Annotated in this window: 13 protein-coding genes; 4 read left to right on the forward strand and 9 right to left on the reverse strand. The window is 70.0% G+C overall.

What is annotated here, in order from left to right; translation table 11 throughout:
* Nucleotides 1-3 precede the first annotated feature (3 nt).
* Nucleotides 4-2,040 (forward strand): EAL domain-containing protein, encoded by a 2,037-nt coding sequence (locus AC4GYY_RS01120; protein WP_491117994.1) that lies wholly within the window; start codon nt 4-6, stop codon nt 2,038-2,040.
* Here AC4GYY_RS01120 and AC4GYY_RS01125 read toward each other — a convergent pair.
* From AC4GYY_RS01125 to AC4GYY_RS01155, 7 genes are all read right to left on the reverse strand, one after another.
* Entirely contained in the window at nt 2,018-2,791 is a 774-nt protein-coding gene (locus tag AC4GYY_RS01125; protein WP_491119264.1) for a HesA/MoeB/ThiF family protein, read from the reverse strand. The two genes, AC4GYY_RS01120 and AC4GYY_RS01125, sit on opposite strands and share 23 nt — an antisense overlap.
* Nucleotides 2,788-3,222, reverse strand: a complete 435-nt coding sequence (locus tag AC4GYY_RS01130) for a hypothetical protein (RefSeq protein WP_491117996.1) — start codon at nt 3,220-3,222, stop codon at nt 2,788-2,790. Before AC4GYY_RS01130 ends, AC4GYY_RS01125 begins: the two co-directional genes overlap by 4 nt.
* Nucleotides 3,219-3,668, reverse strand: a complete 450-nt coding sequence (dut, locus tag AC4GYY_RS01135; RefSeq protein ID WP_491117998.1) for a dUTP diphosphatase — start codon at nt 3,666-3,668, stop codon at nt 3,219-3,221. Before dut ends, AC4GYY_RS01130 begins: the two co-directional genes overlap by 4 nt.
* Nucleotides 3,658-4,893 carry a bifunctional phosphopantothenoylcysteine decarboxylase/phosphopantothenate--cysteine ligase CoaBC gene (coaBC, locus tag AC4GYY_RS01140; RefSeq protein ID WP_491118000.1) on the reverse strand — a complete coding sequence of 412 codons (1,236 nt, stop codon included), beginning with the start codon at nt 4,891-4,893 and terminating at the stop codon, nt 3,658-3,660. Before coaBC ends, dut begins: the two co-directional genes overlap by 11 nt.
* Nucleotides 4,890-5,948 carry a hypothetical protein gene (locus AC4GYY_RS01145; RefSeq protein WP_491118002.1) on the reverse strand — a complete coding sequence of 353 codons (1,059 nt, stop codon included), beginning with the start codon at nt 5,946-5,948 and terminating at the stop codon, nt 4,890-4,892. The genes coaBC and AC4GYY_RS01145 overlap by 4 nt, the downstream gene beginning before the upstream one ends.
* Nucleotides 5,949-6,019: 71 nt before the next feature.
* Nucleotides 6,020-7,567, reverse strand: coding sequence for a 2-polyprenylphenol 6-hydroxylase (ubiB, locus tag AC4GYY_RS01150; RefSeq protein WP_491118004.1), 1,548 nt, complete (start codon nt 7,565-7,567; stop codon nt 6,020-6,022).
* Between the two features lie 4 nt (nt 7,568-7,571).
* On the reverse strand, nt 7,572-8,315 hold the full coding sequence (locus tag AC4GYY_RS01155; RefSeq protein ID WP_491118006.1) for a class I SAM-dependent methyltransferase: 744 nt from the start codon (nt 8,313-8,315) through the stop codon (nt 7,572-7,574).
* Between the two features lie 56 nt (nt 8,316-8,371).
* Here AC4GYY_RS01155 and mutM point away from each other — a divergent pair, with 56 nt between their 5' ends.
* The 3 genes from mutM to dnaA all read left to right on the forward strand — a co-directional run bounded on the left by mutM (nt 8,372) and on the right by dnaA (nt 11,323).
* Entirely contained in the window at nt 8,372-9,187 is an 816-nt protein-coding gene (mutM, locus tag AC4GYY_RS01160) for a bifunctional DNA-formamidopyrimidine glycosylase/DNA-(apurinic or apyrimidinic site) lyase (protein WP_491118008.1), read from the forward strand.
* A gap of 86 nt (nt 9,188-9,273) precedes the next feature.
* Nucleotides 9,274-9,537, forward strand: coding sequence for a 30S ribosomal protein S20 (gene rpsT, locus AC4GYY_RS01165; protein WP_491118010.1), 264 nt, complete (start codon nt 9,274-9,276; stop codon nt 9,535-9,537).
* Between the two features lie 475 nt (nt 9,538-10,012).
* Nucleotides 10,013-11,323: a chromosomal replication initiator protein DnaA gene (gene dnaA, locus AC4GYY_RS01170; RefSeq protein WP_491118012.1), complete on the forward strand. Its 1,311-nt coding sequence runs from the start codon at nt 10,013-10,015 to the stop codon at nt 11,321-11,323.
* Nucleotides 11,324-11,526: 203 nt separating this feature from the next.
* On the opposite strand, the gene trpS is transcribed toward dnaA, so the two are convergent.
* Complete coding sequence (trpS, locus tag AC4GYY_RS01175; protein WP_491118014.1) at nt 11,527-12,534, reverse strand: tryptophan--tRNA ligase; 1,008 nt, start codon at nt 12,532-12,534, stop codon at nt 11,527-11,529.
* Nucleotides 12,535-12,542: 8 nt separating this feature from the next.
* The gene (murJ, locus tag AC4GYY_RS01180; RefSeq protein ID WP_491118015.1) at nt 12,543-14,105 is read right to left on the reverse strand and encodes a murein biosynthesis integral membrane protein MurJ; all 1,563 of its coding nucleotides are present in this window, start codon (nt 14,103-14,105) and stop codon (nt 12,543-12,545) included.
* Nucleotides 14,106-14,115: the final 10 nt, after the last annotated feature.

Genomic DNA, 14,115 nt, shown 5'->3' on the forward strand with positions numbered 1-14,115 from the left:
TCGATGCTCTCGGGAGTACGTCTGCTTGCCAAGCGTTCGGTCGCGCCGACCGACGAGGAGCGGCAGCGCGGCGAGCAGGCGCGGGCGATCGTCGAGGAATATGAGGGCAATTCGAGCGGTTGGTTCTGGGTCACCGACCGGCTGGGGCTGATCACCTATCTGTCGGACAAGGTCGCGAAGGTGATCGGCCTGGACGAAGCGTCGATCGGCCGGCGGCTGACCGAGCTGTTCGAATCCGATCCGGGCGAGTCCGAACGCTCGCTCGCCTTCCACTTCTCCTCGCGTACGTCGTTCAGCGACTATTCGGTGCATTCGCCGGTCAACGGCGAGGAGCGATGGTGGTCGATCTCGGGCCGGCCGCGCCACGACGAGCACGGCAACTTCCAAGGTTTCGTCGGGCATGGCAGCGATCTGACCGAGAAACGCCGATCCGAGGCGGAGATCACGCGGCTCGCGATGTTCGACGCGCTCACGGGCCTCGCCAACCGCCAGCGGATGCGCCTCACGCTCGACCAGGCGCTCCAGCAAACGGCGCGATCGTACCGGTCGACCGCGCTGCTGCTCCTCGACCTCGACCGCTTCAAGGCGGTCAACGATACGCTCGGCCACCAGGTCGGCGACTCGCTGCTCAAGCAGGTCGCGCAGCGGCTGGAGCGCGCCGTCGGCGACGTCGGACTGGTCGGGCGGCTGGGCGGCGACGAGTTCCAGGTGCTGGTGACGGGCGAGGGGCGGCACGACCGGTTGAGCGAGATCGCGACCAAGATCATCACCGACGTCAGCCAGCCCTATTTCATCGCGGGTTCGGCCATCACCATCGGCGTTTCGATCGGGATCGCGGTCGCGCCGGGAGACGGCGGCAACGCGGAAGATCTGGTCCGCAACGCCGACCTAGCGCTCTATGCGGCGAAGGGCGACGGCCGGGGCGTCCACCGCTTCTTCCACGACCGGCTGCTGGCGGGTGCGAAGGACCGCAAGCGGCTGGAGGACGATCTGCGCGAAGCGGTGGCGAGTGGCGGCTTCCACCTGGTCTATCAGCCGGTGGTCTCGAGCGAGGACGCACGGATCAGCGGCTATGAGGCGCTGCTGCGCTGGGAGCATCCGGAACGCGGTCCGATCAGTCCCGCCGAATTCATCCCCGTCGCCGAGGAGTGCGGACTGATCACCGCGATCGGCGAGTGGGCGCTCAGGACCGCCTGCCTTGAGGCGTCGGGGTGGCCGGGGTCGGTCCGCGTCGCGGTCAACGTCTCGCCCATCCAATTCGCGAGTCCCGCCTTCCCGGCGCTGGTGACGAGTGCGCTCGCGAGGGCGGGGCTGGCCCCCGGACGGCTCGAGCTGGAGATCACCGAGGGCGTGTTCCTCGACGAGACGGTCCAATCCGATTCGCAGTTCCGGGCGCTGAAGGCGCTCGGGGTCCGGCTCGCCCTCGACGACTTCGGCACCGGCTATTCGAGCCTGGGCTATCTGCGCACCGCGCCCTTCGACAAGATCAAGATCGACCAGTCGTTCGTTCGCGGGTCGGCGACGCCGGGCAACCGCAACGCCGCGATCATCGCCGCGATCGTCACGCTGGCGCGCACGATGGGGATGGAGACGACCGCGGAGGGCGTCGAGATCCAGGACGAGATCGACCTCGTCCGCTCGATCGGATGCAGCCACATTCAGGGCTTCGTCTATGGTCGCGGCATCCGTGCCGAGGCGGTGCACGAACAATTGCGTCAGGGCCCGACGCTCGATCCGACGGGGTTCAAGACCAGCCGCGCGCCGCGGCAGCGGGTGCTGCGCGCCGCGCGCGTTTCGATCGGCGACGAGAGCGGCGAGGTCCGGATCCGCAACATCTCGGCGAGCGGCGCGATGATCGACGGGATCGACGTCGACGGTCAGGCGGCGGGGCTGGAGCTGACCCTCGAACTCGAGGACGGCTATTTCGTCCCGGCGCGGCTACGCTGGGCGCGCGACGGGCGGGCGGGGCTCGAGTTCTCGGAGGCCGTCAACCTCGATCGGCTGGGGCCGCCCGCCCTCAAGAACCGGCGGCAGGGCTGAGCTGCGCGCAGGTGGCGCAGCCCGGGTCCTTGGGCAAGCGGATGGTCCGGAAGCGCGAGCCGAGCAGGTCGACGAGCAGCAGCGTGCCGGCCGGATCGGCCCCGAACGGCGCGATCGCGCGGAGCGCCTCCAAGGCAGCGAGCGTTCCTAGGACGCCTGCGACCGGCCCCAGGATGCCGTCCTCGGCGCAGCTGGTCTCGGCCTGCTCGGGCGCGTCGCCGACGAAGCAGCGGTAGCACGGTCTCTCCACCTCCCACCCGCGATAGACGCCGAGCTGTCCCTCGAACTGGCCGACTGCCGCCGAGACCAGCGGGATCCGCAGCGAGAGGGCCGCATCGGCGACGGCGAAGCGGGTCGCGAAATTGTCACAGCCGTCGAGCACCACATCCGCGCCCCCGACCAGCGTCGCCGCATCGCCCGCGTCGATCCGGGCGGCGCGCTCGACCACCTCGACGTGCGGGTTGATCGCGCGGGCGCGGTCGGCGGCGGCGGCGACCTTGCGCCGGCCCACGTCATTCGTGGCGTAGATCGTCTGGCGCTGGAGGTTGGTGGCGTCGACCCGGTCGTCGTCGACCAGGGTCAACTTGCCGATCCCGGCGGCGGCGAGATACTGGACCGCGGGCGAGCCGATCCCGCCCGCGCCGATCACCGCGACGTGCGCGGCCTTCAGCCGCATCTGCCCGCCGCCGCCGAACTCCTTCAGGACGATCTGGCGGGCGTAGCGGGCGAGCTCGTCGTCGGAGAGGGTCAGACCGGCCACGCGAAGATGAGGGTGGTTCGGAACCAGGTGTCCTTCTCGACGCCCAGGTTGTCGACATTGTCGCGCGACAGCTTGGAGACGAGGCCCGCGGCATATTGTTCGACCGTCACGCAGTCGATCGCGCGCGGGACGATGCGGCGAATCCGGCTGTCCGCGGTGACGAGCACCGCCATGTCGACCCGCACCACCGCGCTGGTCGCGGAGCGCGACACCGCGGCGCAGCGCCCGCTCTCGATCTCGGCACGGACGAACGCGGAGAGCGGCCCCATCGCGGGGAGCGGGTGCTGGTAGCGCAGCTGCGGCAGCGCCGACCAATCCTGCGGCGGCAGCGCGCCGACCGGGCGCGCCGGCTGGGCCGGCACGATCTGCGCCGCCGTCCCGACCGACGTCATCACCAGCAGCAGGGCGAGCGCGACCTTCATGTCCCTGTCGATCCGAAGCCTCCCGAACCCCGCTCAGTATCGTCGAGCGTCGCGACCTCGTCCAGCGTCGCGTGAAGGACGGCAGCCGGGACCAACTGGGCGATCCGGTCGCCACGGCGGATCGCAAAATCGTCGGCGCCGAGATTGGCGAGGATGACCTTGACCTCGCCGCGATAATCGCTGTCGATCGTGCCCGGCGTGTTGAGGCAGGTGACGCCGTGCTTAAGCGCGAGTCCCGAGCGTGGGCGGACCTGGACCTCGTAACCCGGCGGAATGGCGAGCGCGAAGCCGGTCGCGACCGCCGCGCGCGCCCCGGGCGCGAGCGTCAACGCCTCGGCGGCGACGACGTCCAGCCCCGCCGCACCGGCGGTGGCGTAGGTGGGGAGGGGCAGGCCCTCACCGTTGGCGAGGCGCTTCACCGGAATGCGGACGGGATCAGAGGGCATCGGCGATCCTCTCGGCCAGCCGCCGCGCGACCGCGGGCTTGGGGAGTGTCTCCCAGGTCTCGACGCCGTCCGCGGTGACGAGGTGGACGGTGTTCGCCTCCCCGCCCATCACATCGCCCGAGACGTCGTTGGCGACGATCCAGTCGGCGCCCTTGCGCTGGCGCTTGGCAGTCGCGTGCTCGACGACGCGCTCGGTCTCGGCGGCGAAGCCGATGAGGAGGCCGGGACGGTCGGGCGATTTCGCTAGGTCGGCGAGGATGTCGGGGTTCTCGACGAGGCGCAGCGCCGGGGTGGCCTCGCCCTTCTTGATCTTCTGGTCGCCCGCCGTCTCGACGCGCCAGTCGGCTACCGCGGCGACCATCACCGCGGCGTCGACGGGAAGAGCTCCGCCCACCGCATCGGCCATCTGCTGCGCGGTCTCGACGTCGATGCGGCGGACGCCGGGTGGGTCGGGGAGGGTGACCGGACCGGCGACGAGCGTCACCTCCGCGCCGAGTTCGGCGAGCGCCGCCGCGATCGCGAAGCCCTGCTTTCCGGAGGAACGGTTGGCGATGTAGCGGACCGGGTCGATCGGCTCGTGCGTCGGACCGGCGGTGACGAGGATGCGACGGCCCGCGAGCCTGCCGTTCGTGCGCGGCGAAGTCGAGGCACGATCCAGCCGGAGCCCCTCGACTTCGGTCGGGACGAACGGTGTCGAGAGTGCCTGTTCGATCGCCGCCGCGATCGCCTCCGGCTCCGGCAGGCGGCCGGGACCGTATTCGCCGCAGGCCATCGGCCCTTCGCCGGGCGTCATCACCGTCACGCCGTCGTCGCGGAGCCGCGCGACGTTGCGCCGGGTCGCTGCGTGGAGCCACATGCGGACGTTCATCGCCGGCGCGGCGAGCACCGGCTTGTCGGTCGCGAGCAGCACGGTGGTTGCGAGATCGTCGGCGAGCCCGGCGGCCATCTTCGCGAGCAGATCGGCAGTGGCGGGTGCGACGACGACGAGATCGGCCTCCCGGCTCAGCTGGATGTGGCCCATCTCGGCCTCGTCCTTGAGGTCCCAGAGGGTGGTGTAGACCTTGTCCTCGCTGAGCGCGGCGAGGGTCATCGGGGTGACGAAACGGGTCGCGGCCTCGGTCGCCACGCAGCGGACCGCGTGGCCGCGCTTCTTCAGCAGGCGGATCAGCTCGCTCGCCTTGTACGCGGCGATCCCGCCGCCGACGATCAGCAGGATGCGGCTCACCCGGCGCGCCTTTCGCGGGTCACTCGCGTGACCGTGATCCGGCGGCCGCCGCGCGCGGCGCGCACCAGGTCCCGTATGCCGTCGGGCGCGAAGGTCAGTCCAAGCAGGATCACCGGGCCGATCATCAGACCCCAGTAGAAGTTGTTGAGCCGGGCGGCGACACCGATCAGCACCGCAAAGGATGCGATCGTCGCCAGCATCCGGGCTCCCGCCGGGTCGCGCCACGACCCCCAGCCGAGCGTCGCGAGCACGACGACGGGGATCGAGACGATGTACGGGAACGCCTCCAGCACGCTGGTGTGGCGGACCGTCTGGACGAAGAACCAGACGCCGTTCATCCCGCGCCACCCGTCGGAGGCGACGTCGGCGGGGTTGGTCACCTGCCCGACCGCCCAGGCGTGAGCCGCCAGCGCGGCGGCGAACAGCGCGAGGCCGGCGGCCCAGCCCAGCGCCTCCCGCCGCGAGCCCGCGCACCAAGCGAACGCCATCATCACGACCAGGTACAGCGCCGCGAGTTCGCGGATCAGCACCGCCGCGGTGCCGAGCGCAACCGCCTCGACCCACCGGCCCGGTCGCCAGACGCCGAGCGAGAGCGCGATCAGCAGCCCCGACCAGACCTCGTGCGAGGGATAGAGAAGCGGCTGGACGGGGGTGAATAGCGCCGCCCCGAGCAGCAGCGCGGCGACGATCCGCGCCGGACCGTCCGGAAAGGCCGCCATGATCCGGACGATCCAGACGAGCGCGACCGCCGCGACGAGCAGATCAAGCAGCACTCTGCCGAGGACCGGTGGAAGCGCTGCCTGGAGCCTGGCGAGCGTGGGCATCCGGAACGTGACGAACGGGCGCAGCGGATAGCCTTCGCGCGCACGCAGTTCCTGTGCGGTGACTTGATAATAATTGCCGCCGTGGCGCACCTGCTCGACGATCGCATCGTACAGCGCGAGGTCCGAATCCTCGGGCGCGACCTGATAGGACCGCGGAGTGTCGGGCGTGGCGGGCCAGAACTCCGGATTGAGGAAGCAGGCGGCCATCAGCAGCAGCGCGAGCGCGAGCACCGCCCGCGCCGGGCCCGTGCGCCAGCCTGCGAAGCGCGACGGCTCGGCGAGCCACAGCGTCGTCCGCGCGCTCAGTGGAGCAGCCCCCAGGTGACCGCCACGCCTGCTGCCGCCGAGATCGCGGAGATGACCGCATAGCGCCAGCCGCCGCCGATCCGGACCAGCTCGATCTCCTTGAGCGGCGGGGTGGGAGGCGCACCGCCGGGGGCGGGAAAGCGCTCCTCGATCCGCCGAACGAGATCGGGCAGGCCGACGAGCGTACGCAGGTCCTTGACCAGCCGGTCGGCGATCGCCGCCTCCGGCCCCAGCTCGGTCCTGATCCAGTCCTCGACCACCGGGCGCGCGGTGTCCCAGAGGTTGATGTCCGGATCGAGCGAGGTCGCCACGCCCTCGACCATCACCATCGATTTCTGGAGCAGCAGCAGGTGCGGCTGGGTCTGCATCTCGAAATCGCGCGTGATCGAGAACAGCGAATCGAGCATCAGCCCGATCGACATGTCCTTGACGGGCAGGCCCCGCGTCGGCTCGCCCACCGCCCGCAGCGCGGTCGCGAACTCGGCGACATTGTGGTGCGCGGGGACGTAGCCCGCCTCGAAGTGGATCTCGGCGACGCGGCGGTAGTTGCCGGTGATCAGGCCGTAGAGGATCTCGGCGAGCCAGCGTTTGGCGCGCGCATCGATCCGGCCCATGATCCCGAAGTCGATCGCGGCGATGCGCCCCTGCCCGTTGGCGCCCGGAATCGCGAACAGATTGCCCTGGTGGAGGTCGGCGTGGAAGAAACCGTCGACGATCGTCTGCCGGAGAAAGGCGTGGACCAAGGTGCGGCCGAGCGTCGGCAGGTCGTAGCCGGCGGCGCGCAACGCCTCGCGATCGCCGAGCTTGATCCCGTCGATCCATTCGAGCGTGAGCACGCGGCCCGAGGTCCGCTGCCAGTCGATCGCGGGGACGTGGAAGCCGGGCTCCGCCTCCATCGCCTCCTTGAGCTCGGACGCCGATGCCGCCTCGCGCCGCAGGTCGAGCTCGCGCGCGGTCCAGCGGCGGAAGGTGGCGATGACGAGCCGGGGGCGGAGCCGCGCGAGCTCGCCGCCCATCGCCTCCAGCTGGGCGGCCGCCCATTCGTAGGTGTCGATCGCGCGCGCGAACTCCTCGATCACGCCGGGACGCAGCACCTTGACCGCGACCGTGCGGCCCTCGGTGGTGACCGCGCGGTGGACCTGCGCGATCGAGGCGGCGCCGATCGGCGCCTCCTCGATGCTGGCGAAGACCTCTGACGGGGGCCGCCCGAGGCTGGCGGTCATCTGCTCGCAGATCGCGGCGAACGGCACCGGCGGGAGCGCGTCCTGGAGGCGGACGAGGTCGTGCGCGGCGTCGTCGCCGATGATGTCGGGCCGGGTCGCGAGCGTCTGGCCGAGCTTGATCGCCGCCGGGCCGATCGCCTGGAGCGCATCGGCGTAGCGCGGTGTCTTCGGCACGCGCGCGCCGAAGCGCGCGATCCGCGCCAGGCGGCGGACCGGCGGCGGGGTGTTCGGATCGCGCTCGATCCCGCGAAGCGCCCCGTGACGCGCGAGGATGCGACCCCATTTCAGGAGCCGCCAGAGGTGGACGGCGGGGCGGGTCAATGCGTCAGATCTTCCAGCCCGAATGGATCGCGACCAGCCCGCCCATGATCGGCTCGACGGCCGTGCGCACGAATCCTGCCTCTCCGATCATCCCCTCGAACGTGGGCATGTCGGGAAAACGCCGGATCGACTCGATGAGATAGCGATAGCTGTCGGCGTCACCCGCCAGCGCCTGCCCGATCCGGGGCACGACCTTGTGCGAATAAGCGTCGTACACCTCGGCGAAGCCGGGCCAGAGCGTCGTCGAGAACTCCAGGCAGAAGAAGCGCCCGCCGCGCTTGAGCACCCGGTGCGCCTCGCGCAGCGCCGCCGGGATGTCGGTGACGTTCCGGATGCCGAAGGCGATCGTATAGGCGTCGAAGAAGCGGTGGGGGAAGGTGAGGGTTTCGGCGTTCGCCTCCGACCAGACGAGCCCGGTAATTCCGCGCTTCTGCGCGCGGCCCATCCCGACCTCGAGCATCGCCGGGTTGATGTCGGCAACGGTCACGCTCGCGCCCGCCGCCGCGAGGCGGAAGGCGACGTCGCCGGTGCCGCCGGCCATGTCGAGGACCTGCTCGCCGGCGCGCGGCTGGACCCGGCGCACGAAGCGATCCTTCCACAGCCGGTGCATCCCCGCCGACATGGCGTCGTTCATCAGATCGTATTTGGGAGCGACGCTCTTGAACACGCCGCCGACCCGCGCGGTCTTCTCGGCAGGGTCGACGTCCTGATAGCCGAAGGAAACGGTATCGCTCGCAGCATTGCTCATGGCGCGCGCTCTAGCGGGCGGTTGTGGGGCGGGCAAACGCAACCTAGCTGGGGCGCGTGCCCGAGCTTCCCGAAGTCGAAACCACCGTGCGGGGCCTGCGCCCCGTTCTGGCGGGGCAGCGGATCGCGCGCGTCGACACGCGCCGGGGCGACCTGCGCCGCGCCTTCCCGCCCGATCTGCGCCAGCGGCTGACCGGGGCGGCGGTGGTCGCGCTCGGTCGCCGGGCAAAATACGGTCTGATCGAGACCGATCGCGGCGACACGATGATCTTCCATCTGGGGATGAGCGGGCGGTGGCGCGTCGATCCCGAGGAGATCGGCAAGCACGACCATCTCGTGATCGAGACCGGAGCGGGGCACAGGCTCGCGCTCAACGACGCGCGGCGGTTCGGCTCGGTGGATCTGTGGCCGACGGCGTCGCTCACCGCCTATCCGCCGTTCGCGGCGCTCGGCCCCGAGCCGCTGAGCGACGCGCTGACCGCCGCCAGCCTGGCGAAGGCGCTCGACGGGCGCACCGCGCCGATCAAGGCGCTGCTGCTCGATCAGCGGATCGTCGCGGGACTCGGCAACATCTACGTGTGCGAGGCGCTGTACGAGGCGCGGATCGCGCCGGGGCGGCAAGGGGGGCAGATCTCGCGCGCCCGCCTCACCCGGCTGGTCGCGGCGATCCGGCGCGTGCTGGAGGAGGCGATCGCGGCGGGCGGATCGACTCTGCGCGATTTCGCGCATCCGTCGGGGGAACTCGGCTATTTCTCCAAGCAGTTCAAGGTCTACGGCCGCGAGGGTGAGCCGTGCGGCTGCGGGGGCATGGTCCGGCGGCGGGCCGACGGCGGGCGCTCGACCTTCTGGTGCCCGACCTGCCAGCGGAGTTGACGCGACGCGGCTCTTTCGCTAGGGACCTCGCTTCACAAGGGCGCCTGCGCGCCCTTTTTTCATCGTCGCGAGATCAAGGGAATATCATGGCGAACACGCCGCAGGCCAAGAAGCGGATCCGTCGGAACGAGCGTCGGGCCGAGATCAACGGCAACCGTCTCGGCCGCATCCGCACCTTCATCAAGAAGGTCGAGTCGGCGTTGGACTCGGGTGACAAGGCCACGGCGACCGAGGCGCTGGCGGCGGTGCAGCCCGAATTGCAGCGCGGCGTCGCGCGCGGCGTGCTCCACAAGAACACCGCGAGCCGGAAATATTCGCGCCTGACCAAGCGGGTGTCGGCGCTCGCCTGACCCCGAACGGCCGTCACCGATCGTGGCCCGCCGGACCGAGTCCGGCGGGCTTTTTTCATGCCCGCGTACGCTCGACCCGGAGCCGCCAGGCAAGTCTAGGTCCATCCACGATTCGTCTGGGCCCGAACCGGCTCTGAGCTGTGTTCCTCTCATAAAAACAATGCTTTGTAAGATTTTCGACGGATTTCTGCGCATGAATCCGAGTCAAGCGGGAAGATTCACAGAAACGTCACGATCCGGGCCTTGATCGACTCCCGCCGGTGTTCGTACACCCTGCGTGTCGCGTCGGTGATCGCCGGTGCGCCCACTTGAACATCGTCGGGTCCGCTGCGGCCATCGCGCCGCCACGGGGGGACTGTGAGTCGGAAATCAGGACGTCGGGGCGGGGGCGCTTCGACGACGGGAGAGGTGTTGCGTGGTGCAGTCGCAGGCGGACCGGAACGAAGCGAGCGTGGTCGTCAGCGCATGGGGGCGGGTGCGTAGGAATTTGCGCGAATCGGCCGGCGTCCGTCTGTTCGACCAATGGCTGAAGCCGATGGAGCTGGCCGAAGGCGGGGACGACACCGCCGTCCGGCTGACGCTGCCGTCGGCGTTCATGACCAACTGGGTCCGCAATCATTACGCCGACCGGCTGCTCCTCGAGTTCCGTCAGGTGCTGCCGGGCGTCCGCAGCGTCTCGATCGAGACCCGCGCGGCCAATGACGTCGCGGTGATCGCGGCGGCCCCACGCGCGGCGGCGCCCGCCGAGCAGACCGCCCCCGCCGAACGCCCCGCGCTCGACCCCCGCTTCACCTTCAATCGCTTCGTGGTCGACGCCTCCAACCGGGTCGCGTTCAACGCCGCGCGCGCGCTGGCCGACGGCGGGCCGGTGCGGTTCAGCCCGCTCTACCTCCACGGCGGGACAGGGAACGGCAAGACCCACCTGTGCCACGCGATCGCCCACGCCTTTCTGGCGCATTCGCCCGAGGCCCGCGTGCTGGTGATGTCGGCCGAGCGCTTCATGTTCGACTTCGTCCAGGCGATGCGCGCGCGCGACACCTTCGCGTTCAAGGCGCGCCTGCGCGGGTGCGACCTGCTGCTGATCGACGACCTCCAGTTCATCGCCGGCAAGGACGCGACCCAGGAGGAGTTCTTCCACACCGTCAACGAGGTGATGGCTGCGGGCAAGCGGCTGGTGATCGCCGCGGACCGCTGCCCGCAAGCGCTCGACGGCATCGATCCGCGGATCACCGGACGGATGACCTCCGGACTGATCGCGGACATCCGGGCGCCGGAGCCGGCGCTGCGCCGCGCGATCCTCGACCGGAAGGTCGCCGACCTTGGCGCGGAGGTGCCCGAGGACGTGCTGACGCTACTCGCCACCCGCATCACGGCGAGCGTGCGTGAGCTGGAAGGTGCGCTCAACCGGGTGATCGCCTATGCGCAGCTGACCGGCGTGGGCGTCGACCTCGATTTCGCGGTGGCAACGCTGGGCGACACGCTCCGCGGGGCGGTGCGGCGGGTCACGATCGACGAGATCCAGAAGCGCGTCTGCGAGCATTTCGACATGAAGCCGCTCGACCTGATCTCCGCCCGCCGCGCGCGCGCGATCGCGCGGCCGCGGCAGATCGCGATGTACCTTGCCAAGCGGCTGACGACGCGCTCGCTGCCCGAGATCGGCCGCAAGTTCGGCGGCCGCGACCATTCGACGGTGATCCACGCGGTGCGACGGATCGAGGAGCTGCGCGACACCGACCGCGAGGTGGATGCGGCAGTGCGGGTGCTGATGGGAGAATTGGGGGGATAGGGCACGGTACGATGCCATCATCAACACGCACACGCTGGGGCGTTGCTATGGGCCTCCGTAGTTAGGACCTTACCTCTGGCGACGAGAGCCACCGCACCGTCGAGAATGAGCGTATCGTAGAGACGACGTCGATTGCAGTGCCGCATAGACAAAGGTCGGCTTTTCGCTGGCAACCCCGGCCTTGTTCCTCGCCGCAGCGAAAGTCAGGCGGCCAGCCCCATCGCCGACTGCGCCTTCGCCAGCAGCGGCGCCGCCAGCGTCCGCGCCTTGTCCGCGCCGTCCGCCAGGATCGCCTCAATCGCGGTGGGATCCGCCAGCAGCCGCACCATTTCGTCGCGGATCGGCGCGAGTTTGGCGACGGCGAGATCGGCGAGCGCGGGCTTGAACTGGCCGAAGCCCTTGCCGGCATAGTCGGTCAGCACATCCTGCGCCTCGCGATCGGCGAGCGCCGCGAAGATGGTCACGAGGTTCCGCGCCTCGGCCCGGCCCGCTAGCTCGTCGAGCGTCGCCGGGAGGACCTCGGGGTCGGTCTTGGCCTTCCTGAACTTGTCGGCGATCGTCTCGTCCGAATCGATCAGCTTGACGACCGATTGTTCCGACGGGTTCGACTTGGACATCTTCGCCGCCGCATCGCGCAAGGACATGATCCGCGGCGCGGCTTGGCTGACGAGCGGTTCGGGCTGGGTGAACAGCTCGACCGCATAGTCCAGGTTGAACTTGGCAGCGATATCGCGGGCCAGCTCCAGATGCTGCTTCTGGTCCTCGCCGACCGGGACATGGGTGGCGTTGTAGAGCAGAACGTCGGCGGCCATCAGCACGGGATAGTCGTAGAGGCCGACCGACGCGCCCTCGCGGTTCTTCCCCGCCTTGTCCTTGAACTGAGTCATGCGGTTGAGCCAGCCGACGCGGGCGACGTTGTTGAGCAGCCAGGCGAGCTCGCTGTGCGCGGGGACGCGGGTCTGGTTCCAGAGGATCGAACGCGCGGGGTCGATCCCGGCGGCGACCAGGGTCGCGGTCATCTCGATCGTGTTAGTGCGGAGCTCGACGGGGGCGATGAACTCGGTCAGGCCGTGGAGGTCGGCGATGAAGTACATCGTCTCGCCGCCCTGCGCCTGCACCGCGTCCTGCATCGCCACCCACTGCTTCACCGCGCCGAGATAATTGCCGAGGTGGAGATTGCCGGTGGGCTTAATGCCGGAGACGACGCGCATGGATTTCCTTAGCGGGAACGGAGGAGCTGGCGGAGGTCGCGCGGGCGCAGCGCCCCGGTCGCGAACACCGCCGCCGCATAGACGAGCCCGCCGCCTGCGACCAGCATGGCAAGCGCGACCCAGCGGGTGAGGCTCGGCCCGGTCACATATGGACGGAACAGGTCGCTCGCGAAATACAGCGCGACGCCCATGAGCAGCGACGCGATCACCAAGCGCGGCGCGCGGCGGCGGAGCTGCGCGTCGGGGACGAACTGCCCGCGCTTGACCAGCGTCCGATAGAGGAGCGCCACGTTGACGGTCGAGGCGATCGCGGTCGCGAGCGGAGGGCCCATGTGCTGCAAGGGCACGATCAGCGCGAGGTTGAGGACGAGGTTCACCGCCATCGAGATCGTGGCGTAGCGCACGGGCGTGCGGGTGTCCGAGCGCGCATAATAGCCGGGGGTCAGGACCTTCACGAGGATGTAGCTCGGCAGCCCGACTGAGAAGGCGGCGAGCGCCTGCGCCGTCGCGACGCCGTCCGCGGGGGTGTAATGGCCGTGCTGGAACAGCGCCGAGACGATCGGCAGCCCGGCGACGATCAGCGCGACGGTCGCGGGCAGGGTGAGGAACAGTGCCAGCTCCATGCCCCTGTTTTGCGTCCCCATCGCCGCCGCCTCCTCGCCACGGCCGAGCTGGCGCGAGATGGTGGGGAGGAGGACCGTGCCGAGCCCGATGCCGACGAGGCCGAGGGGGAGCTGGTTCACCCGGTCCGCCATGTAGATGTAGGTGACCGAGCCGTGCGCGAGCAGCGAGGCGGCGAGCGCGGTCGAGACGACGAGATTGATCTGCACCGCGCCCGCGCCCGCGGCGGCGGGCCAGATGAGCGACATCAGCCGCTTCACGTCCGGTGACAGCCGCGGCCGGCGCAGCGGCAGCGACACGCCGGCGCGGCGGCACGCCCACCACAGCCACAGCAGCTGGAGCGCGCCCGAGACGGTCACCGCGATCGCCTGCGTCCGCGCAGTCGCGAGCGGCTGGGCGGTGTGGAGGAACAGCAGCGCCGCGATCAGCGTCAGGTTCAGGAGGATCGGCGCGGCGGCGGCAACCCAGAAGCGTCCGAGCGAGTTGAGGATGCCACCGAGCAGCGAGACGAGGCTGATGAGGAGCAGATAGGGGAAGGTCAGCCGGCAGAGCTCGACGATATCGGCGAACCGATCGGGGCTCGCGCCATTGTAGCCGAAGGTGAGGAGCCAGGTCACGGGCCAGGCCGCCAGCTCGACCAAGGCGGTCATCACGACCAGGACCGGGAGCAGCACCGAGAGCGCGTCGGTCGCGAACGACACGCCGTCGGGCAGACCCTTACCGTCCGGATCGGCGACCTTGCGGTTGAACATCGGGATGAACGCCGCCGAGAACGCCCCTTCCGCGAACAACGCGCGGAACAGATTGGGCAGGCGGAAGGCGATCAGGAAAGCGTCGGACGCGAAGCCCGCGCCGACGAAGCGCGCGAACAGCGAATCGCGGACCAGGCCCAGCACCCGGCTGGCGAGCGTCAGCCCTCCGACCGAGCCGAGGGCGCGGGTGAGATTCATCCGATCGGCC

This window comes from Sphingomonas sp. SP6, assembly GCF_058313435.1.